This is a genomic window from Hyphomicrobiales bacterium, from assembly GCA_002869065.1.
GTDB lineage: Bacteria > Pseudomonadota > Alphaproteobacteria > Rhizobiales > Rhodobiaceae > Rhodobium.
The window spans coordinates 542,561-568,934 of the sequence record PKTR01000002.1 but is presented as its reverse complement, the minus strand read 5'-3'; the positions used below and the strand labels follow the sequence as shown (position 1 = coordinate 568,934).

At 64.1% G+C, this 26,374-nt stretch carries 29 protein-coding genes and 1 tRNA gene; 7 read left to right on the top strand and 23 right to left on the bottom strand.

Going from position 1 to position 26,374, the window contains the following annotated elements; genetic code table 11:
- Nucleotides 1-119 precede the first annotated feature (119 nt).
- The 5 genes from C0606_06400 to atpC are packed head-to-tail and all read left to right on the top strand — an operon-like array spanning nucleotide 120 to nucleotide 5,042.
- The gene (locus C0606_06400; GenBank protein ID PLX37886.1) at nucleotides 120-680 is read left to right on the top strand and encodes a F0F1 ATP synthase subunit delta; all 561 of its coding nucleotides are present in this window, start codon (nucleotides 120-122) and stop codon (nucleotides 678-680) included.
- Nucleotides 680-2,209: a F0F1 ATP synthase subunit alpha gene (locus C0606_06395; GenBank protein ID PLX37885.1), complete on the top strand. Its 1,530-nt coding sequence runs from the start codon at nucleotides 680-682 to the stop codon at nucleotides 2,207-2,209. Before C0606_06400 ends, C0606_06395 begins: the two co-directional genes overlap by 1 nt.
- Before the next feature lie 39 nt (nucleotides 2,210-2,248).
- Entirely contained in the window at nucleotides 2,249-3,130 is an 882-nt protein-coding gene (locus tag C0606_06390) for a F0F1 ATP synthase subunit gamma (protein PLX37884.1), read from the top strand.
- Nucleotides 3,131-3,152: 22 nt separating this feature from the next.
- On the top strand, nucleotides 3,153-4,580 hold the full coding sequence (gene atpD / locus C0606_06385) for a F0F1 ATP synthase subunit beta (protein PLX37883.1): 1,428 nt from the start codon (nucleotides 3,153-3,155) through the stop codon (nucleotides 4,578-4,580).
- 54 nt (nucleotides 4,581-4,634) lie between these two features.
- Entirely contained in the window at nucleotides 4,635-5,042 is a 408-nt protein-coding gene (gene atpC, locus C0606_06380) for a F0F1 ATP synthase subunit epsilon (protein ID PLX37882.1), read from the top strand.
- 85 nt (nucleotides 5,043-5,127) lie between these two features.
- Here the strand turns inward: atpC and C0606_06375 are convergent, their stop codons facing one another.
- From C0606_06375 to rplU, 13 genes are all read right to left on the bottom strand, one after another.
- Nucleotides 5,128-5,637, bottom strand: a complete 510-nt coding sequence (locus C0606_06375) for an RNA pyrophosphohydrolase (protein PLX37881.1) — start codon at nucleotides 5,635-5,637, stop codon at nucleotides 5,128-5,130.
- Between the two features lie 106 nt (nucleotides 5,638-5,743).
- Nucleotides 5,744-6,907, bottom strand: a complete 1,164-nt coding sequence (locus C0606_06370) for a hypothetical protein (protein PLX37880.1) — start codon at nucleotides 6,905-6,907, stop codon at nucleotides 5,744-5,746.
- A gap of 68 nt (nucleotides 6,908-6,975) precedes the next feature.
- Nucleotides 6,976-8,358, bottom strand: coding sequence for a peptidase S41 (locus C0606_06365; protein ID PLX37879.1), 1,383 nt, complete (start codon nucleotides 8,356-8,358; stop codon nucleotides 6,976-6,978).
- On the bottom strand, nucleotides 8,355-9,659 hold the full coding sequence (locus C0606_06360) for a hypothetical protein (GenBank protein PLX38713.1): 1,305 nt from the start codon (nucleotides 9,657-9,659) through the stop codon (nucleotides 8,355-8,357). Before C0606_06360 ends, C0606_06365 begins: the two co-directional genes overlap by 4 nt.
- Before the next feature lie 250 nt (nucleotides 9,660-9,909).
- A complete protein-coding gene (locus C0606_06355) occupies nucleotides 9,910-10,392 on the bottom strand; it encodes a 23S rRNA (pseudouridine(1915)-N(3))-methyltransferase RlmH (GenBank protein PLX37878.1) in 483 nt (160 codons plus the stop codon).
- Between the two features lie 56 nt (nucleotides 10,393-10,448).
- Nucleotides 10,449-10,856 carry a ribosome silencing factor gene (gene rsfS / locus C0606_06350; GenBank protein ID PLX38712.1) on the bottom strand — a complete coding sequence of 136 codons (408 nt, stop codon included), beginning with the start codon at nucleotides 10,854-10,856 and terminating at the stop codon, nucleotides 10,449-10,451.
- 121 nt (nucleotides 10,857-10,977) lie between these two features.
- The gene (locus C0606_06345) at nucleotides 10,978-11,571 is read right to left on the bottom strand and encodes a nicotinic acid mononucleotide adenylyltransferase (protein PLX38711.1); all 594 of its coding nucleotides are present in this window, start codon (nucleotides 11,569-11,571) and stop codon (nucleotides 10,978-10,980) included.
- A 53-nt stretch (nucleotides 11,572-11,624) separates the two neighbouring features.
- Nucleotides 11,625-12,914 carry a glutamate-5-semialdehyde dehydrogenase gene (locus C0606_06340; GenBank protein PLX38710.1) on the bottom strand — a complete coding sequence of 430 codons (1,290 nt, stop codon included), beginning with the start codon at nucleotides 12,912-12,914 and terminating at the stop codon, nucleotides 11,625-11,627.
- 16 nt (nucleotides 12,915-12,930) lie between these two features.
- Nucleotides 12,931-14,055, bottom strand: coding sequence for a glutamate 5-kinase (locus tag C0606_06335; GenBank protein PLX37877.1), 1,125 nt, complete (start codon nucleotides 14,053-14,055; stop codon nucleotides 12,931-12,933).
- 59 nt (nucleotides 14,056-14,114) lie between these two features.
- Nucleotides 14,115-15,170 (bottom strand): GTPase ObgE, encoded by a 1,056-nt coding sequence (gene obgE, locus C0606_06330; GenBank protein PLX37876.1) that lies wholly within the window; start codon nucleotides 15,168-15,170, stop codon nucleotides 14,115-14,117.
- Between the two features lie 62 nt (nucleotides 15,171-15,232).
- Nucleotides 15,233-16,168: a hypothetical protein gene (locus tag C0606_06325; protein ID PLX37875.1), complete on the bottom strand. Its 936-nt coding sequence runs from the start codon at nucleotides 16,166-16,168 to the stop codon at nucleotides 15,233-15,235.
- A 111-nt stretch (nucleotides 16,169-16,279) separates the two neighbouring features.
- Nucleotides 16,280-16,549 carry a 50S ribosomal protein L27 gene (locus C0606_06320; protein ID PLX37874.1) on the bottom strand — a complete coding sequence of 90 codons (270 nt, stop codon included), beginning with the start codon at nucleotides 16,547-16,549 and terminating at the stop codon, nucleotides 16,280-16,282.
- A 45-nt stretch (nucleotides 16,550-16,594) separates the two neighbouring features.
- On the bottom strand, nucleotides 16,595-17,248 hold the full coding sequence (gene rplU / locus C0606_06315) for a 50S ribosomal protein L21 (protein ID PLX37873.1): 654 nt from the start codon (nucleotides 17,246-17,248) through the stop codon (nucleotides 16,595-16,597).
- A gap of 730 nt (nucleotides 17,249-17,978) precedes the next feature.
- Between rplU and C0606_06310 the strand changes: the two genes are divergently transcribed.
- A tRNA-Ser gene (locus C0606_06310) sits at nucleotides 17,979-18,068 on the top strand.
- 233 nt (nucleotides 18,069-18,301) lie between these two features.
- Here the strand turns inward: C0606_06310 and C0606_06305 are convergent.
- From C0606_06305 to C0606_06260, 10 genes are read right to left on the bottom strand one after another with little or no spacing between them, the layout of a single operon-like run.
- Nucleotides 18,302-19,273 (bottom strand): hypothetical protein, encoded by a 972-nt coding sequence (locus tag C0606_06305; protein ID PLX37872.1) that lies wholly within the window; start codon nucleotides 19,271-19,273, stop codon nucleotides 18,302-18,304.
- Nucleotides 19,270-19,677, bottom strand: a complete 408-nt coding sequence (locus C0606_06300; protein ID PLX37871.1) for a biopolymer transporter ExbD — start codon at nucleotides 19,675-19,677, stop codon at nucleotides 19,270-19,272. The genes C0606_06305 and C0606_06300 overlap by 4 nt, the downstream gene beginning before the upstream one ends.
- Before the next feature lie 17 nt (nucleotides 19,678-19,694).
- Entirely contained in the window at nucleotides 19,695-20,084 is a 390-nt protein-coding gene (locus tag C0606_06295; protein ID PLX37870.1) for a biopolymer transporter ExbD, read from the bottom strand.
- Nucleotides 20,074-20,445 (bottom strand): hypothetical protein, encoded by a 372-nt coding sequence (locus C0606_06290; protein ID PLX37869.1) that lies wholly within the window; start codon nucleotides 20,443-20,445, stop codon nucleotides 20,074-20,076. Before C0606_06290 ends, C0606_06295 begins: the two co-directional genes overlap by 11 nt.
- A gap of 48 nt (nucleotides 20,446-20,493) precedes the next feature.
- Nucleotides 20,494-20,880: a hypothetical protein gene (locus tag C0606_06285; protein PLX37868.1), complete on the bottom strand. Its 387-nt coding sequence runs from the start codon at nucleotides 20,878-20,880 to the stop codon at nucleotides 20,494-20,496.
- A gap of 19 nt (nucleotides 20,881-20,899) precedes the next feature.
- Entirely contained in the window at nucleotides 20,900-21,340 is a 441-nt protein-coding gene (locus tag C0606_06280; protein ID PLX37867.1) for a hypothetical protein, read from the bottom strand.
- A gap of 35 nt (nucleotides 21,341-21,375) precedes the next feature.
- Nucleotides 21,376-22,077: a hypothetical protein gene (locus tag C0606_06275; protein ID PLX37866.1), complete on the bottom strand. Its 702-nt coding sequence runs from the start codon at nucleotides 22,075-22,077 to the stop codon at nucleotides 21,376-21,378.
- Nucleotides 22,056-22,922 carry a hypothetical protein gene (locus C0606_06270; protein PLX37865.1) on the bottom strand — a complete coding sequence of 289 codons (867 nt, stop codon included), beginning with the start codon at nucleotides 22,920-22,922 and terminating at the stop codon, nucleotides 22,056-22,058. The genes C0606_06275 and C0606_06270 overlap by 22 nt, the downstream gene beginning before the upstream one ends.
- The gene (locus C0606_06265; GenBank protein ID PLX37864.1) at nucleotides 22,919-24,211 is read right to left on the bottom strand and encodes a 2-hydroxyacyl-CoA dehydratase; all 1,293 of its coding nucleotides are present in this window, start codon (nucleotides 24,209-24,211) and stop codon (nucleotides 22,919-22,921) included. Before C0606_06265 ends, C0606_06270 begins: the two co-directional genes overlap by 4 nt.
- Nucleotides 24,198-25,259: a 4Fe-4S ferredoxin gene (locus C0606_06260; protein ID PLX37863.1), complete on the bottom strand. Its 1,062-nt coding sequence runs from the start codon at nucleotides 25,257-25,259 to the stop codon at nucleotides 24,198-24,200. Before C0606_06260 ends, C0606_06265 begins: the two co-directional genes overlap by 14 nt.
- Before the next feature lie 41 nt (nucleotides 25,260-25,300).
- Between C0606_06260 and C0606_06255 the strand changes: the two genes are divergently transcribed.
- Entirely contained in the window at nucleotides 25,301-26,371 is a 1,071-nt protein-coding gene (locus C0606_06255) for a hypothetical protein (GenBank protein PLX37862.1), read from the top strand.
- Nucleotides 26,372-26,374: the final 3 nt, after the last annotated feature.

Below are 26,374 nucleotides of genomic sequence, written 5' to 3'. Positions count from 1 at the left end.
GGCTTTTGGGGGCGCCGTGTGAGCGGCTCGTCACGCGATTTGAAAAAGTGTTCTTTTTCAGGGTGTTGTGATTCTCCCGCAGCCGCCGGACAACACCATGCGTCCAGAAAAGGGATCCCGTGACTGAGAGCAATTCGCTAGTCTCGCCTGTTGCCCAGCGCTACGCCGCCGCTCTTTATGAGCTGGCTGCGGAGGCCAAGGCTGTCGAGTCCGTGGAAGCGGATCTCGAGCGCTTCGCCGCGCTGCTCGCCGAGAGCGAGGACCTGCGCCGTCTCGTGCGCAGCCCCGTGTTCCAGGCGAGTGAACAGGCCAAGGCGCTCGGCGCGATCATGGAGAAGGCCGGTATTGGCGGGCTTGCCGCCAATTTCGTCCAGCTCGCAGCGCGCAACCGTCGCCTTTTCGCCGTGCCCGATATGATCAACGGGTTCAAGAAGCTTGCCGCCGATGCGCGTGGTGAAGTCGCCGCCGACGTCACGTCGGCAGAAACCCTTTCCGACGCGGAGGTCAAGGATTTGGCCGAAGCGCTCAAGAGCGTCACGGGCAAGACCGTGAAGCTGAATCAGACGGTTGATGCGTCGTTGATTGGTGGTCTGGTCGTTCGACTGGGTAGCCGCATGATCGACACTTCGCTGAAGACCAAACTCAATTCCCTTAAGATTGCACTCAAAGAGGTCGGCTGATGGACATTCGGGCCGCGGAAATTTCCGCAATCCTCAAGGAGCAGATCAAGAACTTCGGCCAGGAAGCCGAGGTTTCCGAAGTCGGCCAGGTCCTCTCGGTCGGTGACGGTATCGCTCGCGTCTATGGTCTGGACAACGTCCAGGCCGGTGAAATGGTCGAGTTTGCCGACGGCATGCGCGGCATGGTGCTCAACCTCGAAGTCGACAATGTCGGCGTCGTGATCTTCGGCAGCGACCGCGCCATCAAGGAAGGCGACACGGTCAAGCGGACCGGCGCCATCGTTGAAGCTCCGGTCGGCAAGGGCCTTCTCGGCCGCGTCGTCGATGCGCTCGGCAACCCGATCGACGGCAAGGGCCCGATCGAGAACGTCGAGCGCCGCCGCGTGGACGTCAAGGCGCCGGGCATCATCCCGCGGAAATCGGTGCACGAGCCGATGTCGACCGGCCTCAAGGCCATCGATGCGCTCATCCCGGTCGGTCGTGGCCAGCGCGAGCTGATCATTGGTGACCGTCAGACCGGCAAGACGGCGGTCATTCTCGACACCTTCCTCAACCAGAAGCCGCTCAACCAGGGCGACGACGAGAGCGCCAAGCTCTACTGCGTCTACGTCGCCGTCGGCCAGAAGCGCTCCACGGTTGCCCAGTTCGTCAAGGCGCTGGAAGACAACGGTGCTCTCGAGTACTCGATCGTCATCGCCGCGACCGCATCCGACCCGGCGCCGATGCAGTTCCTGGCCCCGTTCACCGGTTGCGCCATGGGCGAGTTCTTCCGCGACAACGGCATGCACGCCGTGATCGCCTATGACGACCTTTCCAAGCAGGCCGTGGCCTATCGCCAGATGTCCCTGCTGCTCCGTCGTCCGCCGGGACGTGAAGCCTATCCGGGCGACGTCTTCTATCTGCACTCCCGTCTGCTGGAGCGCGCCGCGAAGCTCAACGACAAGAACGGCTCCGGTTCGCTGACCGCTCTGCCGGTCATCGAGACCCAGGCGAACGACGTGTCGGCCTACATCCCGACCAACGTGATTTCGATCACCGACGGCCAGATCTTCCTCGAGACGGATCTGTTCTACCAGGGCATCCGCCCGGCGGTGAACGTCGGTCTGTCGGTGTCGCGCGTCGGCTCGGCCGCTCAGGTCAAGGCGATGAAGCAGGTTGCCGGTACGATTAAGGGCGAACTCGCCCAGTATCGTGAAATGGCCGCCTTCGCCCAGTTCGGCTCCGACCTCGACGCCACCACCCAGCGCCTTCTCAATCGCGGTGCGCGCCTGACCGAGCTGCTCAAGCAGCCGCAGTTCTCGCCGCTGAAGACCGAAGAGCAGGTGGCGGTGATCTTCGCCGGTGTGAACGGGTATCTCGACAAGCTCGAAGTCAGCCAGGTCGGCGACTTCGAACAGGGCCTGCTGCTGTTCCTGCGTGACCAGCATGCCGACCTGCTCGCCGAGATCCGCGATCGCAAGGAACTCAAGGACGAGATCAAGGCCAACTTGAAGAGCGCGGTCGACGCGTTCGCCAAGAACTTTGCCTGATTTCGGAACGTGAACCAGTAAGGCGGAACAGAGCCGGATATGGCGAGCCTCAAGGACCTCCGAAACCGTATCGCCTCGGTGAAGGCGACACAGAAGATCACCAAGGCCATGCAGATGGTGGCCGCGGCGAAGCTGCGCCGCGCGCAGGAGCGGGCGGAAGCCTCCCGCCCCTATGCAGAACGCATGGCCGCGGTGCTCGGCAATCTTGGCCGCGCCTTCGAGGGCCGGGCCGATGCGCCGGCGCTGATGGTCGGCAACGGCAAGGACCAGGTGCATCTCCTGGTCGTTTGCACCGCCGAGCGTGGTCTGTGCGGTGGCTTCAACACGTCGATCGCCAAGATGGCGCGGGAGCGCGCCAACAAGCTGATCGGCCAGGGCAAAGAGGTGAAGATCCTCTGCGTCGGCCGTAAGGGCGCCGATGCCCTGAAGCGCGACATGGGCAAGTACATTCTCGGCACCAAGTTCGACTTCCGCAGCGTGCGGGCCGTCGGCTACGAGAACGCCCAGTCCGTCGGATCCGAGATCCTGCGCATGTTCGAAGCCGGCGAATTCGACGTCGCCACGCTGTTCTATTCGCGCTTCCAGTCCGTGATCAGCCAGATCCCGACGGCCCTGCCGCTGGTTCCGGCCGATATCCCGGCCGATGCCGATCTCGACACCGGCGGCGCGATCTACGATTACGAGCCGAGCGAGGGCGAGATCCTCAACGATCTGCTGCCGCGCAATGTCTCGGTCCAGATTTTCCGGGCTTTGCTGGAAAATGCCGCGTCTGAGCAGGGCGCGCGGATGTCCGCCATGGACAACGCGACCCGCAACGCCGGCGACATGATCGACAAGCTGACGCTGAAGTACAACCGCCAGCGTCAGGCGCAGATCACGAATGAACTGATTGAAATTATCTCCGGCGCCGAGGCGCTCTGAGGAGCCACGACGAGGAAAGAAAATGGCGGAAAAGAAATCGATCGGACAGATCAGCCAGGTGATGGGCGCGGTCGTCGACGTCCGCTTTGACGGCCACCTGCCGGCGATCCTGAACGCGCTGGAAACCGAAAACCAGGGCAAGCGCCTGGTGCTCGAGGTTGCCCAGCATCTGGGCGAGAACACCGTGCGCACCATCGCCATGGACTCGAGCGAGGGTCTCGTTCGTGGCCAGGCCGTGACCGATACCGGACAGCCGATTGCGGTTCCGGTCGGCGCCGGCACGCTCGGTCGCATCATGAACGTCGTCGGCGAAGCCGTTGACGAAGGCGATCCGATCCCGGCCGAAGACTATCGCCCGATCCACGCCGAAGCCCCGGCCTTCGTCGAGCAGTCGACGGAAGCCGAGATCCTGGTCACCGGCATCAAGGTCGTCGACCTTCTGGCGCCGTACGCCAAGGGCGGCAAGATCGGCCTGTTCGGCGGCGCCGGCGTCGGCAAGACCGTTCTCATCATGGAACTGATCAACAACGTCGCCAAGGCGCACGGCGGTTACTCCGTGTTCGCCGGTGTTGGCGAGCGTACCCGTGAAGGCAACGACCTTTACTGGGAAATGATCGAATCCGGCGTGAACAAGGAAGGCGGCGGCGAAGGCTCCAAGGCCGCGCTTGTCTACGGCCAGATGAACGAGCCCCCGGGAGCCCGTGCCCGCGTTGCGCTGTCCGGCCTGACCGTCGCCGAGCACTTCCGCGATCAGGGCCAGGACGTGCTGTTCTTCGTCGACAACATCTTCCGCTTCACCCAGGCGGGTTCGGAAGTGTCGGCGCTGCTCGGCCGTATCCCCTCGGCGGTGGGCTATCAGCCGACGCTCGCCACCGACATGGGCGCGCTGCAGGAACGCATCACGACGACCCAGAAGGGCTCGATCACCTCGGTGCAGGCCATTTACGTGCCTGCCGACGACTTGACCGACCCGGCACCGGCCGCTTCGTTTGCCCACCTCGACGCCACCACCGTGCTGTCGCGTTCGATCGCGGAAAAGGCCATCTACCCGGCCGTTGACCCGCTCGACTCGACCTCGCGCATGCTCGATGCCCGCATCATCGGTGACGAGCACTACGGCGTGGCCCGTCGCGTGCAGGAGATCCTGCAGCGCTACAAGGCCCTGCAGGACATCATCGCCATTCTCGGCATGGATGAACTGTCGGAAGAGGACAAGCTGATCGTGGCCCGCGCCCGTAAGATCGAGCGCTTCCTGTCTCAGCCGTTCCACGTCGCCGAAGTGTTCACCGGTTCGCCGGGCGTGTTCGTCGATCTCGCCGACACCATCAAGGGCTTCCGCGGCCTTTGCGACGGTGAGTACGATCACCTGCCGGAAGCCGCCTTCTACATGGTCGGCACCATGGATGACGCGATCGCCAAGGCGCAGCGCCTGGCCGCCGAAGCCGCGTAACATCTTTCAGCGCGGCGGGCCTGGTGTCCGCCGCCGCAACTTCAGGATTGGACCATGGCCGAAGCGTTTCAGTTCGACCTCGTCTCGCCGGAGCGCCTCGTCATTTCCGAGGCGGTCGAGCAAGTCGTCGTCCCCGGTATGGAAGGCGATTTCGGCGTGCTGAAGAACCACGCGCCGTTCATGTCGACCATTCGCCCGGGTTTCATCCAGGTCACCACAACGGATGGCAAGACATCGAAGATCTTCGTGCGCGGCGGTTTCGCCGACACCAATCCGACGGGCCTTACGATCCTCGCCGAACAGGCGATTCCTATCGACGAGCTCAAGACCGAGCACCTCGACGAGGCGATCAAGGAAGCCGAGGACGACATCGCCAACGCGATGCTGGAAGAGACCAAGACGGCGGCCGCGCACAAGCTCGGCCTGCTGCAGGACATCCGCGAGGCTCTGTCCAGGCTCTAATCCACCGCGTACCGGTAGCAACAGAAAACGCCGATCCGTCACCGGGTCGGCGTTTTTCGTTTGATGAGTGCGTGGCGTGTCGTCGTCAGGCGCCGAGGTCGGAGAAAGCCTTCACAACCTGCTCGTAAACACCGCGCTTGAAAGGCACGATAAGCTCGGGCAGGGCCGCCAGTCGTTCCCAGCGCCATTCGCAGAACTCGGCCTTGTGCTTGCCGCCACCTGGCTGCAGCACATCGATCTCGCTATCGTCGCCCTCGAAGCGCATCGCGACCCATTTCTGTTTCTGACCGCGATAGCGGCCCTTCCAGGCCTTGCCGATCAAATGTTCCGGCAGGTCGTAGGTCAGCCAGTCCTCGGTGATAGACAGGATCGAGGCGGAACGGATGTTGGTCTCTTCGTAGAGCTCGCGGACGGCCGCCTCGGCTGCGTCCTCGCCCTTGTCGATGCCGCCCTGCGGCGCCTGCCACCAGTGTCCTTGCCCCTCGGCGTCGCTTGCCGATCCCGCGACCCGCTTGCCGACCCATACGAGTCGCTCGGAATTGAACAGAATGACGCCCACGCACGGGCGATAGGGCAGCTTTTCCTTGTCGATCATCGCGTTTGTCTCATGAAGAATGCCGGCGGATCCACCGGGGAAAGTGTCGGCTTGGGAATACACCGCGACGGCCGTTCTGTCAGCCTGCGGCGCCGTCGAGACGGCGCTATTGCCGCTCCTGCTTGACCACGACGCTAATGGGGACAAGCGCTATACCGCGCCGCTCAAGCGTTTCCGCCCACTGATTGATGCGTTCGATCGAAACCGGCAGCGATGACGCGCTGCCAACCGCTGCGCCACGGCTGCGTGCCAGTGACTCCAGCTGCAGCAGCCGAAGGTCGATTTCTTCCGGTGTCGGGGTCGCATCGAGCGTGATCTCGGTGCGGGCAAACGGTGTGCGCGTCGCGTCCGCCAGGCTCGCCGCGATGCTGCGGGTCGAACTGCCATCGTCGAGATACATCAGCCCGCGCCGGCCGATTTCCTCCATGACGGGAGAAAATGCCTCGCCCGAGGCCGTGAACCGGGCGCCCATATAGCTGGCGATGCCGACATAGTTGGTCAGCCGCGTCATCACCCAGTGAAGCCGGCCGATATTTTCCTGCGCCTTCAGCGAGGTCAGCAGCGTGTGCGGGCCCGGATCGTTTTGCGGGAAGTCATAGGGCTCGAGCGGCACCTGCAAGAGCAACTCGTGGCCGTCTTCGCGCGCCTTCTTCATCCAGCGGTCAAGGCTGTTGCCATACGGCGAGAAGGCGAGCGTCACGCCCTTCGGAAGCTTGCGGATCGCCTGCTGCGTGCCGGTCTGGCTGAGACCGAGCCCGCCGACCACGATCGCCACCTTCGGCATGTTCGCCGAGCGCGCCGGCGTGCCGGCAGCGTAGAGATCAAGTGCCCGGCTGCCGTCACCGGCCACCTTCGGCAGAACGCCGGTGCGGGTCTTTTCGGAGATCTTCGGGATCGGCGCGGTCGACAGCGGGCCATCGCGCAACGCCGGTGACTGTACCGGCCCGTTTTCGCCCGGGCGCCCCAGACCCTCGACCAGAGGAGAATCGAGCCCCTGTGCGCCGTTGGGAACCCGGTTGTCCTGTGGCTGGATCTCGACGACGGCGACCTCCGGTTTGCCAAGACTGCTGCCCGGTGCGGCGACATCGAGCACGACAACCGGCTCGCCGCCGAGCGGGTCTTCGACCACAGTCGTCCACATGATGGTGCCGGCGCCAACGAGGAACACCAAGCCAATGCCGATCAACCCGAACGGCAGACGCCGATACCACGACTTCCTGGCCGGGGTTTTGTCAACGCCGAGAGGCGCGGTCAGTTCATCAGCCGCCATTTTGTCTGCCGCATCATGTGAGAACGGCGGGGAAGACCTCTCTCCCCGCCGCCTGTCACCTTGTCATATCAGTTCGGAACCGCCTTGTTCGGGTCCGGCGGGAAGGCCGAATTCGCTTGCAGCCCACGCAGCAGGTTGAGCGCGTAGGTCAGCTGCGCATCGTCCTTCGGATCCGGCGGAACATAGGCCTGCAGCGGTTCCTGGTTTTCGTCGGTCTTGGCCGCCTCTTCGCCATCCGCGGCTTCGGCTTCGTCCTCCGCGGCGTCTTCCGCGTTCAGGTGACCGCGCAGACCGGCTTCGCCCTTGGCCGAGCCGACCTTGCCCTTGAGCTCGTCCGGCAGCTCCTGCAGCACCTCTATATCCGGGGTGATGCCCTTGGCCTGGATCGAGCGGCCAGACGGCGTGTAGTAGCGCGCAGTGGTCAGCCGGATGGCACCGTTGGCACCGAGCGGAATGATCGTCTGCACCGAACCCTTGCCGAAGGACCGGGTGCCGAGAATGGTGGCCCGGCGATGATCCTGCAGCGCGCCGGCGACGATTTCAGACGCCGAGGCCGAGCCGCCATTGATCAGGATGATGACCGGCTTGCCCTTGCCGAGATCGCCGGAGCGGGCGTTGTAGCGCTGGGTTTCCTCGGCGTTGCGGCCGCGCGTCGAAACGATTTCGCCCCGGTCGAGGAACGCATCCGAAACCGAGATCGCCTGGTCGAGCAGACCACCCGGGTTGTTGCGCAGGTCGAGAATGAAGCCCTTGAAGCGATCGGCCGGGATATCGTTCGAAATCTCTTCCATCGCCTTGCGCAGTCCGTCGAACGTCTGTTCGTTGAACTGGGTGACGCGGATATAGCCGGCATCTTCCTCGACGCGCGAACGCACCGAACGGATGCGGATGATGTCGCGCACGATCTTGATCTCGATCGGCTCTTCGGCGCCCTGGCGCACGACGGTAAGCACGATCTCGGTATTGACCGGACCGCGCATCTTGTCGACCGCCTGGTTCAGCGTCAGGCCACGCACCGCCTCACCGTCGAGACGGGTGATCAGGTCGCCGGCCAGCACGCCCGCGCGGTGCGCCGGCGTATCGTCGATCGGGGTAACGACCTTGACGACGTCGTTCTCCATCGTGACTTCGATGCCGAGACCGCCGAACTCGCCGCGGGTCTGCACCTGCATGTCGCGGAACGACTTCGGCGACATATAGCTGGAATGCGGATCGAGCGACGACAACATGCCGTTGATGGCGGCTTCCATGAGCTTGCCGTCGTCGGGCGCCTCGACATAGTCGCTGCGGACGCGTTCGAACACGTCGCCAAACAGGTTGAGCTGACGATAGGTGTCGGAGGCCGCGGCGTTGGCTTCGCCGCCGATGAAGAGTCGCGACGGCGACAGGGACACCATGACGGTTGCGCCCAAAAGGGCGCCGACCACGAGAAGCGAGAACTTGCGAATCATCCGCTGACCTTTTGTTCTGACGGAGACGTCCACCAGGGCGACGAGTCGATCGATGTGCCGTCTTTTCTGAATTCTATGTAGAGGACCGGCTTCGAGGAACCAATATCAAGTGTTGCCGCGCTTGCCGATCCGGTCCTTCCCATGCGGGCAACGGGCTCTCCTGCAAGGACGAACTGTCCCAGCTCGACGTCAATGCCATCCATCCCCGCGAGCAACACATGATACCCGTCGCCGGCGTTCAGGATCAAGAGTTGCCCGTAGGAGCGGAACGGTCCGGCATAGACCACCCAGCCGTCGCACGGCGAGACGACCTGGGAATCCGGCCGCGCCGACATCGACAGCCCCTGCGATGTGCCGCCGAGGCCGTCGGTGTCGCCGAACGAGCGCAGTGCGACACCGGTGACCGGCAGGGCGAGTTTGCCGCGTGTCTCGGCGAAGGCAATCGCCGGCGAAAGCCGTCCCGCGTCGTTGGCATCGGCCGTCTTGCCGTCCTTTGCCCGCGCCTCTTCTGCCTGTCGCGCCGCTTCGGCGGCGCGCGACGCGCTTTCGATCTCTTTTTCCAGATCGGCGATCAGCGCTTTCAGACTTGTTGCCTTGCCGGCAAGCTCTGCGGCCCGCTGCTTCTCGACGTCGAGCGCGGCGACCTTGGCTTCCTGACTTTGTTTCTTGGCCGTAAACAGGGCTTCCTTGCGGGCGCGTTCCTCGGCAATGCGCGTACTGTCCGCCTTCAGCCGATCGCGCTCCGCTGTCATTTCCCGCTTCAAGGAAGTCAGCGCGGAGAGGTCGGCTGCAAGTGCTTCGGCTTCGACACGCAGCTCGGGCAGCACCCCGCCGAGCAGAATGGCGCTGCGAACGGCGGCAAGCGCGTCTTCCGGTCGCACCGCGAGCGCCGGCGGCGGCTTGCGGCCGATCCTCTCGAGCGCGGCGAGCACCTCGGCCAGTACCGCCCGGCGTTTGCCGAGCGAGGCGCGAATCGAATCCTCGTTTTCGCCGAGCCGCAACAGCCGCTGTTCGCTGGCCTCCAATTCCTCTTCGAGCTTGCCGATGCGTTCGGCAGACCGGATCAGCGCAGCATTGAGACTGGCGCGATCCTGATCGAGTTCGGCAATCTCGCGGGCGATTTCCGCCTGCCGTTCGGTGCTGAGCGCCATGTCCCGCGTCAACGCCTGCAACTCGGCCTCACGCGTCTTCTTGGCGTCGTCGGGCGAGGGTTTTTCGGCGGGGACCGCGCTTTCTTCGGCGTTTTGAGCAAAGCCGGTGGCCGGTAGTGCCAGAAGTGTCGCGGCAGCCAGAGCAGCCATCAGCATGCCAGGAGTGAAACAGCGCACAGCATACCGCACCCCCGACCCGGCGGGCGCGGAAGGTCTGTCGATCCGAGAAGGCATCGGCAAAAGGGTCGGCAAGGCGTCGTTCCAAATCACACGGGCTACAGCCGGTCATCGTGCCGCAACCGTATTAACGATTGGTCAACCAATGCGCCGGACCGCGCCACCATGGCCACGGAATGCGGCATTTCTGCGGGGACGGGCCTGGGGATGCCGGGATGGCGCCTCAGTCGCGGTGATAGGGGTGGCCGGCGAGAATGGTGATCGCCCGGTAGACCTGTTCGAGGATCAGCGCGCGGGCGATCTGGTGGGGATAGGTCATGGGGCCGAGCGACAGCATCAGGTCGGCACGCTGGCGCGCCGCGTCGCCATGGCCGTCGGCGCCGCCGATGAGGAAGCGGACTTCCGGGATCGAGCGGTCGCGCAGCCCGGACAGCCGGTCGGCGAAGGCCCGGCTGGTCATCGTCTTGCCGGTCTCGTCGAGTGCAACCACGAAGGTACCCTCGGGCAGGTTGGAAAGCAGGGCGGTGGCTTCCTCGCTGCCGCGCTGCTCGGTACGGCTGGCGCGCGATTCGGCGGTTTCACGGGTGTCGACGGCGGTAAAGCCGAGCGCGCGTCCGGCCTTGTCGGCGCGGTCGCGATAACGGTCGCACAAATCTCGTTCGGCACCGGCCTTGAGCCGTCCGACGGCAGAAACGACGATACGCATGATACTCAACTCGTGCCGCTTGCGGCCTTGCAGGCAGCCGATCGGCTAGCCGGCGTTCAGCTCAGAGCCCGGTCGCCTTCCGGTTTGTCGACCGACCACATCTTCTCGATGTTGTAGAAACCCCGGACCTCCGGGCGGAAGATGTGAACGATGACATCGCCGGCGTCGACCAGCACCCAGTCGCAATGGGGCAGGCCTTCGACCCGGCAATTGCCGAAGCCGGCATCCTTCAGGTCGCGCAGCAGATGGTCGGCGATGGCGCCGACATGCCGATGCGACCGCCCCGACGCCACGATAATGTGATCGCCGAGCGAGGACTTTCCGGTGATGTCGATGGGGACGATGTCCTCAGCCTTGGAATCATCGAGGCTATTGAGAACGGCTTCGCGTGCCTTTTCGGCGTCGGTGGCGCCGTCAAGCACAACAGGAGACGCCTTTTCCATGGACGCCTCATTTTCAACCATCATGGTCAGGAACTGCACCTTTCGCCATGCGTTTCCGCGTTGATCGCATCCTTGCCCGGGATGCCGGGAGAGGCCGAACCGGTCCCCTCGGCCGGAACATAAGGGGTTGAGGGTATCAATTTCAAGACAAACCGCCAATTTCCGCCGATTTCACCTTGGTCCGCTGGCGGATCTCGGTCGACGACAGATGGCTGCGCGGCGCATGCAGGAACGTCCACGCCGGCGCCTCGCGCCAGGCGAGCCCTTTCACCGAAGCCTCGTCGACCCGCGCGCCCGAGTAGATCTGCGCCATCGGCGCCGACAGCGGCGCGAGCGAAGAGCCCGGCCGATCGACGATGGCGATCGGTACGGTCTCGACGATATCCCGCCAGCTCTGCCAGCGATGGAAGCCGGCGAGATTGTCCGCCCCCATGATCCACACGAAGCGCACGCCGGCACAGCGCTTGCGCAGGAAGGAGACCGTATCGGCCGAAAAGGTCAGCCCGTGGCCCGCTTCGAGCGCGGTGATGACGAAGCGCGGGTGATCGGCGAGCTGCTTCACGGCCGCCATGCGGTCGGCCAGAGAGGCGAGTTCATCGTGGCTTTTCAAAGGATTGCCCGGCGTCACCAGCCACCACACACGGTCGAGCCCGAGCCGCGTCAATGCGGTCGAGGCGACATGTTCGTGCGCTGCGTGCGGTGGGTTGAACGAGCCGCCATACAGCCCGATCGTCATCCCCGCCGCATGGGCGGGAATGCGCAGGGCTTCGTAGGGGAGCCCGTCGCGGCTCACGGCCGTGTCTGGCCCGAACCGCGCACGCGGTACTTGAACGAGGTCAACTGCTCGACGCCGACCGGCCCGCGCGCATGCATGCGGCCGGTGGCGATGCCGATCTCCGCGCCCATCCCGAACTCGCCGCCATCGGCGAACTGGGTCGAGGCGTTGTGAATGACGATCGCCGAGTCGACGCGGGCAAGGAACGTGTCCGCCGCCGTCTGATCGTCGGTGACGATCGAATCCGTGTGGTGCGAGCCATAGGTCTCGATGTGATCGATGGCGGCATCGAGCCCGTCAACCACCTTCACGGCGAGGATGGCGTCAAGATACTCGGCGTACCAGTCGTCCTCGGTCGCCACGTCGATACTGTCCGCCGCGCCCTGCACGGTTTCGTCACCACGGATCGTGCAGCCGGCAGTCTGCAATGCGTCGACGAGCGGTTTCAGATGCGTGTCGACGACGGCCTTGTCGACTAGCACCGTCTCGAGCGCGCCGCAGATTCCGGTGCGCCGCATCTTGGCGTTGACCGCGATGTCGATCGCCATCTCGAGGTTGGCGGCGGAATGGACGTAGAGATGGCAGACGCCTTCGAGATGGGCGAAGACCGGCACGCGGGCCTCGCTCTGAACCCGTTCGACGAGGCTGCGGCCGCCGCGCGGCACGATCACGTCGACATTGCCGCCGAGCCCGGCGAGCATTTCGCCGACGGCGGCGCGGTCGATGGTCGGCACGATCTGGATCGCGTCGGTCGGCAGGCCGGCCTGCGCCAGACCGCGCGCCAGGCAGCCATGGATCGCGCGCGCCGAAGCAAACGAATCCGAGCCGCCGCGCAGGATCACCGCGTTGCCGGCCTTAAGGCACAGCGCACCCGCATCCGCCGTCACGTTCGGCCGGCTTTCATAGATCACGCCGATAACCCCGAGCGGCGTGCGCACGCGTTCGATATGCAGCCCGTTCGGGCGGTCCCATTCGGCGATCATCGAGCCGACCGGATCGGCGAGGGCGGCAATGTCGTCGATGCCCTTGGCGATTGCCTCGATACGGTCCGGCGTCAGCTTCAGCCGGTCGAGGAAGGCGCCGGAAATACCGGCGTCCTTGGCCCGCGACATATCCTGCGCATTGGCCGCAAGGATCTGCGCCGCCGAGCAGCGGATCATCTGCGCCATCGTCGCGAGCGCCGTGTTCTTGGTTTCGGTGGAGGCATTGGCCAGCACCCGCGCGGCCGCCCGCGCCCTGGCGCCGATCGCCATCATGGTGGCACGCACGTCGAGCGCGTCGCCCGTCTCTGCCTGGTCCAGCATCGTCGTCTCCGTCATCTCATTCCTCGCCGCCGAGCACCATATCGTCACGATGGATCAGCTCGGAGCGTCCCCGGTAGCCCAAAAGGGCCTCGATGTCGTGGCTCGAATGGCCCATCAGCCGCTCGGCGTCGTCATGGTCGTAGGCAACCAGCCCGCGGCCGAGTTCATGCCCATTCTGATCGCGGATCACCACCACGTCACCGCGCGAAAAGTCGCCTTCGATGGCGCGCACACCGGCCGGCAACAAGCTCTTGCCGTTGCGCAGCGCCCGCATCGCTCCGCCATCCACCGTGATCGCGCCGTTCGTCTTGACGTGGCCGGCAATCCATTTCTTGCGCGCTGTTACCGGCGAGGCCGGCGCCGGGAACCAGGTGCTCTTGCCGCCCTCGGACAGGGCCGACAGCGGGTGCAGCTTCTTGCCGGATGCGATCACCATCGACGTACCGGCGGTGGTGGCGATCTTCGCCGCCTCGATCTTGGTCTTCATGCCGCCGCGCGACAACTCCGAACCGGCAGCGCCCGCCATTGCCTCGATCTGCGTGGTGATGCGCGGAACCTCGGCGATGAAGGTGGCGTCCGGGGTCTCGTTCGGCGGGGCCGTGTAGAGCCCGTCGATATCGGACAGGAGCACCAGACAGTCGGCACTGATCATCGAGGCGACGCGCGCCGCGAGCCGATCGTTGTCGCCGTAGCGGATTTCCGCCGTCGACACCGTGTCGTTCTCGTTGACGACGGGAACCGCGCCCATGGTCAACAACGTGTCGACCGTGCGCCGTGCGTTGAGATAGCGCCGCCGCTCTTCCGTGTCGCCCGGTGTCAGCAGGATCTGCCCGGCGGTGATGCCGCGCGCCCGAAGCGCCTCGGTATAGGTGCGGGCGAGCGAGATCTGGCCGACAGCGGCAGCGGCCTGCGCTTCTTCGAGACTGAGCGCCCGCATCGGCAGCTTGAGAACGTGACGGCCGAGCGCGATCGCGCCCGACGACACGATGACGACCTCGGAGCCGGCTTCGGCGAGATCGGCGATGTCGTCGGCCAGGCTTTCGAGCCAGGTGCGCTTCAACACGCCCTTGCGGGTATCGACCAGCAGCGATGAGCCGATCTTGACCACGATCCGCTTGAAGGAATTCAGCTTGTGCGTCACGGCGCAGCCTCTCCCTGCCGCCCTTGGCGGCGATCATCGTTTCTACCGGTGGCGGACGATCAGAAGTCCAGCCATTCGCCCGGTGTGTCCTTCTCGGCAGGCACGGATTGATCCGCCTCCCGCTCCCGTTCCGCCGCGATCGTCTGCCACAAGGCGCGCAGCACCGCATCGACGCCCTCGCGGGTTGGCGCCGAAAGCTGCATCACTGGCCGGCCGGCGGCCTTGGCGAGCGCCTTGGTCTTTTCCGCCCGCTCCTCGTCGTCGAGCGCATCGACCTTTGTCAGCGCGACGACTTCCGTCTTGTTGGCGAGTTCATTGCCGTAGGCTTCCAGTTCGCCGCGCACGACACGATAGTCCTCGGCGACGTCGTCCTGCGTACCGTCGACCAGATGCAGGAGCACCATGCAGCGCTCCACATGGCCGAGGAAGCGGTCGCCGATGCCGATACCCTCATGCGCACCCTCGATGAGGCCGGGAATATCGGCGATGACGAATTCGCGCTCATGCACCCGCACCACGCCGAGATTGGGATGCAGCGTGGTGAAGGGATAGTCGGCGATCTTCGGCTTGGCCGCCGTCACGGTGGCCAGGAAGGTCGACTTGCCGGCATTCGGCAGGCCGACGAGGCCGGCATCCGCGATCAACTTCAGCCGCAGCCAGATCCACCGTTCCTCGCCCTCGAGGCCCGGGTTGGCGCGGCGCGGCGCCTGGTTGGTCGACGACTTGAAATGCGTGTTGCCGAAACCGCCATTGCCGCCGCGCGCCAGCACCAGCTCCTGGCCTTCTTCGGTCATGTCGGCGATCAGCGTTTCGTTATCTTCCTCAAGGATCTGCGTGCCGACCGGAACCTTGAGGATCGCATCGGCACCCTTGGCGCCATTGCGATTCTTGCCCATGCCGTGACCGCCGGTCTTACCCTTGAAATGCTGCATGTAGCGATAGTCGATCAGCGTGTTGAGGCCGCCGACGCATTTGACGATGACGTCGCCGCCGCGCCCGCCGTCGCCGCCGTCCGGGCCTCCGAACTCGATGTATTTCTCATGACGAAAACTGACGCTGCCGGCACCGCCGTCGCCCGATTTGATGAAGACTCTCGCCTGGTCGAGGAATTTCATGGATCAATCCGTTTCTGCACGCTGGCTTTTAGCGCATTTTCCCGCGGTTTTGCATAGTTTGATCAGCCGTGGTTCGCGGTTTGCCGGCTTTGCGCGTCTGTCCAGCGCTGTTCGATCTCCGGCAGGCCTGTTTCGCGCCAGAATTTCGGTGAGACGAGACCGCTCGACATGCCGCCGCGTCGGAACGCGAGCACTTCGATTCCGCGCGACGGATCGTCGATGTGCGCGCCGGTCAACAGCGTGAAGGCATCCGTCAGAAGCACGCGCAGCTCGTTGCGCGAGGCGGGCAGGGGCGTGCGCGCAAAGTGCACCTCCATCGCCTCCCACAGCGGCGGGTCGCCGCGCAACCCCCACTGGACGCCGATCCGGCCTGCAAACAACTCGCCGAGGAACGGTCCTTCGCCGCCGCCGCCGCCGCCGCCGCGCGCCTCCTCCCAACGCTCGCGCGTCAGCGAAAAGAGGGTGGCGGGAAAGCTTGCCCCGGCCGCCTTCGAGGAACAGCTCCCGCAGCCCGTCTCGGCAAAGCCGAGCTTTGCCAGCACGGCGAGCGACGCGCCATTGTCCGTGCGGCTGCGGGCGATCAGTTCGCTGACCGGCCATTTCGCGAATGTGTAGTCGACGACGGCGCGCGCGGCCTCCGCCGCATAGCCCTGCCGCCAGAACGGTTCGCCGAGCCAGTAGCCGATCTCCCGGCTTTTCTCATCCGCTTCCATGGTGCCGCAGGCACCGATCAGCGTTTCGTTGCCGCCGTCGCGCTTGAGAACAAAGAACAGGTCTTCGAGATTGCCCGGCTCATTGAGTGCGGCAAGAAAGCCCTGCGCATCGGCCATCGTGTAGGGATGCGGGATGCGCGAGGTCATCTCCGACACGTTTGCGTTGTCGAGTAGCGGCACGATCGCCGGCAGGTCGGCCGCGCACGGCCGACGCAGCACGAGCCGCGCGGTGCGCAGCGAAGCGTCGGTAAAGGCCTGATCTGTCTTGTCCGTTTGCCCGGTCATCTTTGTCGTCCGCGAACGCGAAAAGGGGAGACGGCATCCCGTCTCCCCTTTGCATTCGTCTCGGATGTTTCATCCGCCGGGTCGATGGGACGCCGGCGTGTGTATCCGACGTTACTCAGCCGCTTCCGCGATTGGCGCAACCGACACGACCGTGCGGCCGTTGGCGACGGCGCGGAACGTTACGGTACCTTCGACGGTCGCGAACAGCGTGTGGTCCTTGCCCATGCCGACATTGTCGCCCGGGTGCCACTTGGTGCCGCGCTGGCGGGCAATGATGTTGCCCGGAATGACGTGCTCGCCGCCGTACTTCTTGATGCCGAGGCGACGGCCAGCCGTATCACGTCCGTTACGCGAGGAACCGCCTGCTTTTTTGTGAGCCATGGCGTTGTCTCCTGATCCTTGAATTCGAAACGATTATGCCCGGACTTATTCGCCCGCGGCAAGCTTGGCGGCCTGGCCGAGCCAGTCGTCGCGCTCGATGCGGCCCTTGAACGACAGCGCATCGTCGACGCGCGCGATGTCTTCCGCGGTGAAGGCGGCGACCTGCGCGAACTGCGTGATGCCGAGCGCGTTGAGCTTCTTCTCCAGAACCGGACCGACGCCCGAGATCTTCTTGAGATCGTCGGCGGCACCTTCCGGCGCGGTGAACAGCGGCGCGACTGCGGCTTCCTCGGCCTTCGCCGGGGCTTCGGCCTTGGCCGGCTTCTCGGCCTTCGGCTTTTCTTCCGCCTTCGGCTTCGCCTTCGCGGCGGCCTTCGGCTTGGCGCCACCGGTCAGGATGTCGGTGATCCGGACCGAGGTCAGCGCCTGGCGGTGGCCCTTCGAGCGGCGGAAGTTCTTCCGGCGGCGCTTCTTGAAGACGATGATCTTGCGGGTGCGGAACTGCTCGACGACTTCGCCGGCAACCGAGGCGCCCTCGACCAGCGGAGAGCCGATCACCGGCTCGCCGTCGCCGGCGACCATCAGAACATTGTCGAAAACGACGGTTTCACCGGCTTCAGCCGGCAGTTTTTCGATGTCGATGACATCGTCTTTGGCGACGCGATACTGCTTGCCGCCGGTCTTGATGACTGCGAACATGTCTTCTTACCTTTGTTTCGATCGCGCCCTTCGGCGCCGCGGCAAATCCGCGGACTTTGGTTCGACAAAACGTCGGGGAGCCTCGGGCAGCGCATTAGGCGGCACATACCGTACCGCTCAGCGATCGGCGCGCACTATACGGACGGTGCTGCCGAAGTCAATGCAAATGAGTGGCCGGATCAAGGGATTCTGCCGGCAAAACCGCAGTTTGACGTCGTCCGGGTCGATATGGGGCGTGCGAAACGGGTTTCGAGCCCGGTCCCGCTGCGGCCGGCCGACAGTTCCGGAGTGTCAGACCGCGGCCCCGACCCGCTGATATCGGTCTGCACGGCGCTGCGTGGCGGTCCCTTTCTCTGCCGGCGCATCTCGGTGCTGTTACCATAGTACTGGCGCGTGAGTCGCGCGCATCTGCGACCCTGCCTTCCAGAACCATATGCAAACGTTCCCGCCGGCGCCTCCCTGGCCGTTCGACATGCCGCGCGCGCCGCGCTGTGTGGCGGGATGGGGGACGCCGGATCGGCAACCTGCGTGCCGCCTGCGGCTGCCGCATGCATCGTGGGCGGCCTCTTGTGTGCGTGTTTGCCGGGCAATCGGATCCCTCTCTGCCCATGTTTTGCGCCGCTTTTCGCCCCTCCAGAAAACAGCCCGGATTTCCTGTTCCAACCCGCTTGTCGGACGCGATTCGAACGTGTATGGTCCGCGCGCTTTGAAAAGCCCTAGACCCTTTTGCGGAGAGGTGCCGGAGTGGTCGAACGGGGCGGTCTCGAAAACCGTTGAGCGCGCAAGCGTTCCGAGGGTTCGAATCCCTCCCTCTCCGCCATTTATTCACTCAGGCTAATCTCACTGCGTTCGCAGGCTCCGCGAGGGCGGCCTTCCGGCCTTCCCGCCGGTCGCGTGGTCGCGCTCCCCAATCCGAGTCTGAGAGGCTCCCCGGCATCTCCGCCAGTTTCCTTCGTTGGCGTTTGAGGGCGCAATTTCGCGCGCCATCATTCACACGCACTTATCGAGCTTCACCGTACGGGTGAGATATGGCCTTCCTCGCAAATGAGTCCGCTACTTGAACGCGATCGGTACGGTCAAAGTGATCGTTCGCGGCAACTCGGACGGAATTGGCGGAAACCGCCCGCCCACCGCCTTCAATGCCGCATTGTTCAAGGATGCGTTGGAACTGCGGACGACGCGCGATCCTGAAACGCTTCCTCCACCCGCGATCGTGAAACGAACGACAACGGTACCCCGACCGCGCGTCGAGCGAACCCGGCGGACGATGCGCGACCGCACGCGTGCCTTGTACTTGGCGAAGACCGCCTGTTTGGCCGAGGCAGACAGCCCGCCAGTGCTGCCCTGACTTGCGCCGCGACTGGTGCCGCGTTGCGCGGCCTTTTTGCCGGGCGCCTTCTTGGGCGCCACCTGCCTGCGCTTGTCGACTTTTGGAGGCGCTTTTTTCGCCCGGACTATCTGCGGTTTCTCCTGCACGACGGTTTTGACGACAGGTTTCGGCGGCGGTACGGCCACCACGGTTTCCGGCTCGATCTCCTCCGGCGTATCTTCGATGGTCTCCGGTTCGATCTGTTCGGGCGTCAGCTCGGCGGCTTGCGGTTCGACCAGCTCCGGGGCCATTTCAACGGGCTCGGGGGTCACTTCGACGGGTTCAGCGGCGACTTCGGCGGGCTCCGGCTCGATCGCCTCGCTGATTGTCTCGACGACTTCCGGTTCGAGTTCCTGCGGAGGTGAAATCGGCGCATCCAGCGGATCGGTCGCATCCTCCGGTTCGTTCTCAGAAATGGGCTCCGCTTCCACCTCGTCAAAATCATCGAGTGCCTCGACATCGGACTCGCTGTCTTGTCCCAGCGGTTCGGCGTCCGAGGCATAATCATCGAGTGACCCGGCGACGGAAATGACCGTGCTGAAAGCATCGTCGACCAGAGCCTGAGGCTCGTGATAGCCCAACGCCGAGAAGGTCAGCACATGGGCGCCGACCGCGAGAGCCAAACCGACGATCCAATGAGCCGAAGAGGGAGTCACGGCATTGCCCTCCTCCGGGTCACCAGGCGGATTTTCTCGACACCGGCGGCTTTCGTCGCCTCGATCACATCGACGAGCTGGTCGGCGGGCAGATCTCTGTCGGCGACGACCGGGACTGGATTGGTCATCCCCGCCGTGCGCCGGGATTGAAGCAGGCTCGTCAGCGACGCTGGATCGTGTTCCTCGCCGCCTACGAAGATGCGACCCGACCGGTCGACCAGTACAGGCTCCATGGGGCGCTCGCCCTGCTGCGAGAAGCTGGATTCGGCGGGGCTTACGCTCCCTTCCTTGAACGGCCGCAGGACGCCGGCCGCAAGAAACAGGATCAGCATAAGGAAGACGATGTTGATGAGAGGAATGAGGTTTTCCTCATCGCGCTTCTTGTAGGGTCGCTTCAATCTCATTATGAGTTCGCCTTTGCCTATCGAACGATCATGGCGTCGCGTACGGCAGGTATGCGGATCCGGTCGATGACGTCGACGACGTCCTGTACCCTGGCATCCGTAACCGGCTTGACGGCGACTTTGACGTCCGCGCCGTCGGCAAGAACGGTCAGTTCATCCGCCAGCCGATCGAGATCGACCGGCCTGCCATTGACATCGAGCATACCGTCGCCGCTGACGCGCACGATCACCAGCTTGTTGACATCGGCACTGGCGGTCGCGCGGGAGCGCCCACCGGAAAGGTCGAACCCGGTGTAGTGCAGGAACGTCGATGCCAGCATGAAGAACACCAGCAACAGAAAAACCACGTCGATCAACGACGTCACGCCGATCCGGCTTTTCCGTCGTGGCGGGCGACTAATCCGCATGTGAGATCGCAGCCAGTCTCGGCCCCTCCTTGGAACGCGGGGAAAAGCTCGGGCGTTCGGTGAATTCGGGAACCGAGGGAACGATGTCGGTGAGGCGGCTGGTGAACAGCCCCGTCAGCGTCCCCTCGATATTGTCGGTAAGCTGCTCGACGCCACCCTCCAGCCAGTGCAGCACGAAGGCCGAGGGGATCGCGACCGCAAGGCCGACGGCCGTGGTCAGCAGGGCGACCGAAATCCCGCCCGCAAGAACGGCCGGATCGGCTTCCGCGCCCGCCGATTGCAGGGCGGTGAAAGCCTGGATCATGCCGATCACAGTGCCGAAAAGGCCAAGCAGCGGGGCGATCTGCACGACCGCCTCGATTGCCTTGAGGAAGGAGCGTGCCGCCGAGGTCTGCTCGAGGGCGACCCGCTAGACGTCTTCGCGCACCAGATCCAGCTTGTCCGCATTGGCGCGAAGGCCGCGCATCCCGTGCGCCAGCACCTTGCTCACCGGGTTGCGGCTGTGTGCGACGAGCGCGAGAGCTTGCTGTTCATCGCCGGCAATCCAGAGCCGCAGGGCGAGGTCGGCCTTGCCGCGGCGGCCGACGCCAAACCACTGAAACTGCCAGATCTTGACGATGATGACGGCGGCCACGAAGACCGACAGCAGCAGCAGGATCGCAACGATCGGCCCGCCGTCCGTCAGCAACTGCCGAAGGAAATCGAGTCCCCAGCCGCCGGAAAGTCCGGTTTCGCCCGCAGTGCCCGTGGCGAGTGGCGCGGCCAGATCTTGCGACGTTACCACTTGGTTTTCCATGGCTTTTCTCCCTTCGAGGCTAGAGCCCGAACTTGACCCCGGTTCGATTGGTGACGTTGAGCTTCTGCAGGCACGCCTTTGGCGTCAGATCGGTTCCGCTGCATTCGCTGACGTCGTTGATGAGAATGCGCGAGACGCGTTCGCACTTCGCCAGGCGGAACTGCTTCACCCGGGTCTTGCCGACGGGCAGGTCGCCGGCCTTCAGGTTGAGCAGGCTGGCGATGCGACCATCGTCGTCGAACAGCACGATTTCGAAGGTCAGCGCATCGATGGCGGTCTCGAAACCGTTGCGCATGACGAAACTGACCTCGCAGCCCTTGGCCGATTGCGACAGGCTGTTCAGTTCAACGTCGATCTTTCCGGTTTCGCCGGCCGTTGCCGCCGCGGTTCCAAGCAGCAGCCCGGCAAACGCCAGAAGCGCGCCGCGCCGCCGAAATGTCCTGTTTGGTGTCTTCTGCATCTCTCTTCCCTCGTCCTGTTTTTGATTCCGCGGCTCTACAGCCCCGATGCCCCGCTCACGACCAGCTTGAGGCCGAACAGCAGGATCACCAGGCCGCTGAACGATCTGAGCAGGCCGCTGTATCTGAAGGCTGTCTGATGTCCGATCCGGCCGGACAGCCAGCCGGTCGCCGCGCCCAGGTAGTAGAGCGGCGATGCCAGCGTGCCGAACCCGAACAGGAAGGCGAGCACGCCGCCAGTCACCGCCGACTGGGTCGTCGCGGCATAGAGCATGACCGCGTAGAGCGGCGGGCAGGGCGTGAGGCTTGTCGCCAGGCCGAGCGCGGCCATATGCCGGGAGGACTGGCGCCGCGGGACAGCCGGGGAGGCGGGGCGTGAGCAGGAGGTCCGGCGCGGACGCAAAGCAATGAAGCCGCCGATCAGAAGCACCACGGCTCCGGCAACCAACATTGGGGCATGGATGCCGACCTTCTCCAGCACGACCTTGCCCACAAGACCGGAAAGCACACCAAGCAGGGTGTAGCCGACGACGCGCGCGAGAATGAAGATCGCGGTGACGTCGAAGGCTCTCCTGAAGCCGGTCTGCGTCGCGAACACATAGGGCGCGACGAGCGGCAGGCACGACAGGCTGCACACGGTCAGGCCGTAGAAAAACCCCATGGCAAGGACGCCAAGATAGATGCTGCCGAGGCCTTCGAAGGGTGCGAGATAGGCGCCTATTGGGGGCAGGTCAGACATGTTTCCGACTCCTGCGATTTGCTGGCCTTGGAAAGTTCGGTCACCGGCGCACCGGTGAGGAACTCCTCGCGGGCGATGATCGCGGCCCCGATTGCCGTGGTGACCTGCGGCACGTCCGGCGGCACGACGAGATCCGTCGCCAATTCGTCCTCGAGCGCCTTGATCAATCCCTTGTTGAGCGCCGGCCCGCCATCGAAGAACACCTCCTCGACGACCTTGACCCGCCGCGCCATCTTCGCCAGCCGCTTGGCGATGGCGAAATGGGCCCCGGCGACGATCTCGCTCGGCTTTTTCTCGCGGGCAAGCAGCGAGATGATTTCCGATTCCGCGAAGACGGTGCAGGTCGAATTGATCCGCAGGGGGACCTCGGCCTCAAGGGCGAGATCGCCGAGATCGACGACCTCCATTTCCAGGATACGGGCCAGCGCCTCCAGAAAGCGCCCCGTGCCGGCGGCGCATTTGTCGTTCATGGCGAAATTCTTCGCCACGCCGCGCTCGTCGATGCCGATGACCTTGGTGTCCTGGCCACCGATGTTGATGATGGTGCAGACCTTGAGATTGGCCTGCTCGCCGTACCAGACGGCGCCTCTGACATTGGCGGTGATTTCGGACACCGTGCTGTCGGCGAATTTCAGCAGCCGGCGGCCGTAGCCCGTTGACGTCACATGCCTGACGCCGGCCTCATCGACGCCGAGATTGCCGCAGACTTCCTGAAACAGCCGATAACTGCTGTCGTTGCAGTGAACGCCGGTCGGCACCACCTTGTGGCCGAGAACTTGCGTTTCATCCGCGATCGCGACCTTGGTGGTGGTCGATCCCACGTCAATTCCCGCAAAGAAATTCATCGCTGACGCTCTCTTCCTCTCAGGGTTTCCGTGAATGCCTCAATTCTCGTGCGCAACTGCTCTATGTCCTGCGGGGCATAGTCGGTTTCGATCTTGAGCATCGGGATGTCGTTCTGCTGCAGCATCGTTTCGATGGCCTTCGCCTCGATGTCGAAGGGGTGGCAGCCTTTGAAGGTGTGGTAGATGACGCCGTCGACCTGATAGTCGCGCGCGAGCTGAAGAACCCGATCCCGGCGCTCGGTCGTATTGGTGAAGGTCGGACAGGAGCAGGGCAGCATGTAGCGGTCCGCAATTGCATGCAGCATATCTGTGAGAGTGCCTTCATCGACCGACACCATGTCGCTCAGATAGCGCCCGGACGTGCAGAACTCGTCGGTGACAAGCACCGCCCCAAGCTCCTCGATGACGGTCGGGATCTTCCAGTTCGGGAACACCATCGGCGACCCGGTCAGCATCAGCCGCGCGGCTTTCGGCTTGGCGACGTGGACCTCGTCAGCGATGCGCTTTTCGAGTTCGTCGTTGAGGTCGGCCAGCGCCTTCGTCCACGGTTCGACCTCGTCGTAGAAATAGGCGTTGAGGACCTCGAGCGCGTCGCGCCCGTGAATGACGGCGGGAATATGCTTGCGCAGCTCCTGAAACCGGTGGACCTCGCGCTGCGCGCGCTGGATGCGCCGGATCGCATGGGTCAGCCGCTTGCGGTTGATGCGCGTCCCGGTCAGCTTCTCGAGCGATTCCTTGAAGCGTTTGACCTCTTCGAGCCAGAAGGTGCGCGAGGACTCCAGTTCCTTGATCGACGGCAGTGACAGCATGTGCACCTCGTGGTGCTCGGCCATCATCTCCCCGATCTTCTTCTTCCAGTCGCAGCTGGTCGGTAGGGCGACCAGATCGCATCGCTGGTAGAAATCGAGGACGGGAAGGGTCGAAAACCCCATTTCCGACTTGACCATAGGGCAGGCGACGTCGGGCAGATGGTCCTCGCCGATCTCGACGCTCTCGTAGGCGCCCGCGCAAAGCCGTACCGGACGCGCGCCCGACGCGTAGATCAGTTCCTCGGGGACGAACACGCAATAGGTGCCGACCATCTGCCGCTTGTCATCGATCTGGACGACGTCCTTGCCGCCACCGATGAAGGCTTTGAAGATGCGATCGAAATACGCCATGTTCGCCGGCCGGGTGTGGTCCTCTTCAATGCCATCGAAGATCTCCCGGACCGTCATGTCGAGATGGATGCGGACCTTGTTGGCCAGCCGCTCCTGCTTGCTCGGCTTTTGCTGCTCAGTTGTGGTCATCGCGCTCTTCGTCCCCGTTGGTCTTTTGCTGGCGCTTCAGGAAGCCTTCCTGGCTGGCGCGCAGCACCGGCACGCCAAGGAAAGTGGCTGTAAGCGCCTTGTTTTCGGGGCAGGACTCGACGCATCGCAGACACAGGATGCAGTCTTGAGTCACGAGATTGGTCTTCTCCTTCTCTTCTTCGATGGCGCGAATTTCCATCGGGCAGGCGCGATAGCAATTGCCGCACCGCGTGCAGCGTTCGCCGTCCTTCTTCAGCGACAACAGGCCGACCTTGTCGAACAGTGACAGGAACGCCAGCATCGGGCAGTAGGAACACAGGAAGCGGCGGTTGATGAACGAGGCGGTGAAGAACAGGCCCACCAGCAAAATGGCGATGCTGGTCAGGATCATCGTTGGCGCGCTCGAAAAATCGATGTGAAACTCGCTCAGATTCCCCTCCAGCAGCGGCATCAGCGGCCGGGCCGGACACATCTGGCAGAACGGCGCGGTCCAGTCGCGCGACAGGCCGAGATTGCCGATGGCAAGGGGAACGAGGACGAGAAAGGCCAGCAGGATATATTTGACCGACCGGTAGCGCTTGCTGGTCAGCCAGGACAGCCGCGACAGATCGATGTTGAGAAGGTTGCGCAGCTTGGTCATCAGGTCCTGCAGGAAGCCGAACGGGCAGATCCAGCCGCACCACGCCTTGTTGAGGAGGATCGCCAGAACCACGACGGTGCCAAGGGTGGTCAGCAACATGACTCCGGACGAGCCGAGAAATGCGGGTAGTGGCCGGGCGAGCTGATGCTGCAGGCTGACGAGGAAGCAGCCGCCGCCATTGCCGTCGACGAACACGCAGGAGAAGGTCGGCAGGATGCTGTCGATCTTCAGCGCAAACAGGCTGCCGCCGTAGACAAGCACCACGAAGAAGAACAGCTGCACGAAGAAGCGGAGGCGCTGGACGTTCATGCCCTGTTCCTCCGGCGGCTGCGATGGAGCGCAATGGCCGCGCCCGCGATCACCGCGGTGAAGAGAACGATGATGAACGCAATTCTCTTGCTTTCCCATTCATTGCTGTCGGGAAACACCTGGAACGACAGCGTCGCGATATGGGCTTCGCGGTCGTATCCGATGCCGCCCAGATGGCCGGCGATATCCTCCACGTATTCGGTCTCGAACAGGTAGATGGTCGACTTGCGCTTATCGAATACGCCGTCCTGAAAGACGTCCTTGATGAGCGTGAAGTGGGCTTCGCCATTGTCATCGGTAATGACCCGCTTCTGCCAGTTGTCGGAGGTTTTCAGGGTAACCGGCGCGTTGGCGACGGGTTCGCCCTTGTACAACACCCGTATGCGCGCCTCTTGCCCGCTCTGGGAGCGATAGCGTTCGCGCTCGCGGTCGTAGAGGCGAACGATCTCCAGCGTCGGCCGCCCGTCGTCGAACCCTCGGCGATAGGACATATCGCGTGGCATCGTGTCGGGCGCATCGCCATGGCGCATGAAATTGTAGAAGGAATACCGGTGCAGCAGGCTGCCGGCTTCGACGCGGTTTCTGTTGTATCCGATCAGGCGGTAGTTGCCGCCCGTTTCGGCTGGTATTTCGAGTTGATAGCGTCCTCTTGTTTTCTTCAGATCAATCGCGACGATCTGATTGTCGGGCAACTCGAGCCAGAACTCGGTGAACTGCAGATCGGGATCCGTCGGGCCGCTTTTCGTCAGTGGGAAGTTCCCGGCCTTGACCAGCGCCTGCAGCGTGTTCCGCTCGCCCCCGTAGGAGCGCGGCTTCTTCTCCTTTTTGCCGCGCGTCTGTGCCGGCGATTGCGATTGCTCGCCTCGCGCGGCCAGCCGCTGAGGCTGTCCGTCGTGCGCAACCAACTGCTGCGGCCCCCCGGCATGTGCGGCCAGCTGCGCCACCTGGCGTTCGCGACTGGAAGAGCCCGCGCCGCGCGGCTTCCCGCTGTCCTTCGTCTGCGCTGGCGAGCGCTTTCCCGAGCCGTCCGGACGGGAGGGCTTCTGCCCCCACGTCCGGTTGCTGTCACGCGAAACAGGTTCGACCCAAATGAGGTTTGTCGTGGCGAAGGCCTGGTTGACCAGACCTCCGCCCATCGATGTCAGGCCGGCGATCGCGACGGCCAGACCTTTCAAAGAAACCCTCAGCATGTCGGTCTCTCTACGGTTTGAGTT

What these genes read in the sequence shown, in the direction of transcription:
- C0606_06395 (PLX37885.1), top strand. Translation starts at nt 680, where the DNA reads ATGGACATTCGGGCCGCGGAAATTTCCGCAATCCTCAAGGAGCAGATC.
- C0606_06390 (PLX37884.1), top strand. Translation starts at nt 2,249, where the DNA reads ATGGCGAGCCTCAAGGACCTCCGAAACCGTATCGCCTCGGTGAAGGCG.
- atpD (PLX37883.1), top strand. Translation starts at nt 3,153, where the DNA reads ATGGCGGAAAAGAAATCGATCGGACAGATCAGCCAGGTGATGGGCGCG.
- atpC (PLX37882.1), top strand. Translation starts at nt 4,635, where the DNA reads ATGGCCGAAGCGTTTCAGTTCGACCTCGTCTCGCCGGAGCGCCTCGTC.
- C0606_06375 (PLX37881.1), bottom strand. Translation starts at nt 5,637, where the DNA reads ATGATCGACAAGGAAAAGCTGCCCTATCGCCCGTGCGTGGGCGTCATT.
- C0606_06370 (PLX37880.1), bottom strand. Translation starts at nt 6,907, where the DNA reads ATGGCGGCTGATGAACTGACCGCGCCTCTCGGCGTTGACAAAACCCCG.
- C0606_06365 (PLX37879.1), bottom strand. Translation starts at nt 8,358, where the DNA reads ATGATTCGCAAGTTCTCGCTTCTCGTGGTCGGCGCCCTTTTGGGCGCA.
- C0606_06360 (PLX38713.1), bottom strand. Translation starts at nt 9,659, where the DNA reads ATGGCTGCTCTGGCTGCCGCGACACTTCTGGCACTACCGGCCACCGGC.
- C0606_06355 (PLX37878.1), bottom strand. Translation starts at nt 10,392, where the DNA reads ATGCGTATCGTCGTTTCTGCCGTCGGACGGCTCAAGGCCGGTGCCGAA.
- rsfS (PLX38712.1), bottom strand. Translation starts at nt 10,856, where the DNA reads ATGGTTGAAAATGAGGCGTCCATGGAAAAGGCGTCTCCTGTTGTGCTT.
- C0606_06345 (PLX38711.1), bottom strand. Translation starts at nt 11,571, where the DNA reads ATGACGATCGGGCTGTATGGCGGCTCGTTCAACCCACCGCACGCAGCG.
- C0606_06340 (PLX38710.1), bottom strand. Translation starts at nt 12,914, where the DNA reads ATGCTGGACCAGGCAGAGACGGGCGACGCGCTCGACGTGCGTGCCACC.
- obgE (PLX37876.1), bottom strand. Translation starts at nt 15,170, where the DNA reads ATGAAATTCCTCGACCAGGCGAGAGTCTTCATCAAATCGGGCGACGGC.
- C0606_06325 (PLX37875.1), bottom strand. Translation starts at nt 16,168, where the DNA reads ATGACCGGGCAAACGGACAAGACAGATCAGGCCTTTACCGACGCTTCG.
- C0606_06320 (PLX37874.1), bottom strand. Translation starts at nt 16,549, where the DNA reads ATGGCTCACAAAAAAGCAGGCGGTTCCTCGCGTAACGGACGTGATACG.
- rplU (PLX37873.1), bottom strand. Translation starts at nt 17,248, where the DNA reads ATGTTCGCAGTCATCAAGACCGGCGGCAAGCAGTATCGCGTCGCCAAA.
- C0606_06300 (PLX37871.1), bottom strand. Translation starts at nt 19,677, where the DNA reads ATGAGATTGAAGCGACCCTACAAGAAGCGCGATGAGGAAAACCTCATT.
- C0606_06295 (PLX37870.1), bottom strand. Translation starts at nt 20,084, where the DNA reads ATGCGGATTAGTCGCCCGCCACGACGGAAAAGCCGGATCGGCGTGACG.
- C0606_06285 (PLX37868.1), bottom strand. Translation starts at nt 20,880, where the DNA reads ATGGAAAACCAAGTGGTAACGTCGCAAGATCTGGCCGCGCCACTCGCC.
- C0606_06280 (PLX37867.1), bottom strand. Translation starts at nt 21,340, where the DNA reads ATGCAGAAGACACCAAACAGGACATTTCGGCGGCGCGGCGCGCTTCTG.
- C0606_06275 (PLX37866.1), bottom strand. Translation starts at nt 22,077, where the DNA reads ATGTCTGACCTGCCCCCAATAGGCGCCTATCTCGCACCCTTCGAAGGC.
- C0606_06270 (PLX37865.1), bottom strand. Translation starts at nt 22,922, where the DNA reads ATGAATTTCTTTGCGGGAATTGACGTGGGATCGACCACCACCAAGGTC.
- C0606_06265 (PLX37864.1), bottom strand. Translation starts at nt 24,211, where the DNA reads ATGACCACAACTGAGCAGCAAAAGCCGAGCAAGCAGGAGCGGCTGGCC.
- C0606_06260 (PLX37863.1), bottom strand. Translation starts at nt 25,259, where the DNA reads ATGGGAAAGCAAGAGAATTGCGTTCATCATCGTTCTCTTCACCGCGGT.
- C0606_06255 (PLX37862.1), top strand. Translation starts at nt 25,301, where the DNA reads ATGGGCTTCGCGGTCGTATCCGATGCCGCCCAGATGGCCGGCGATATC.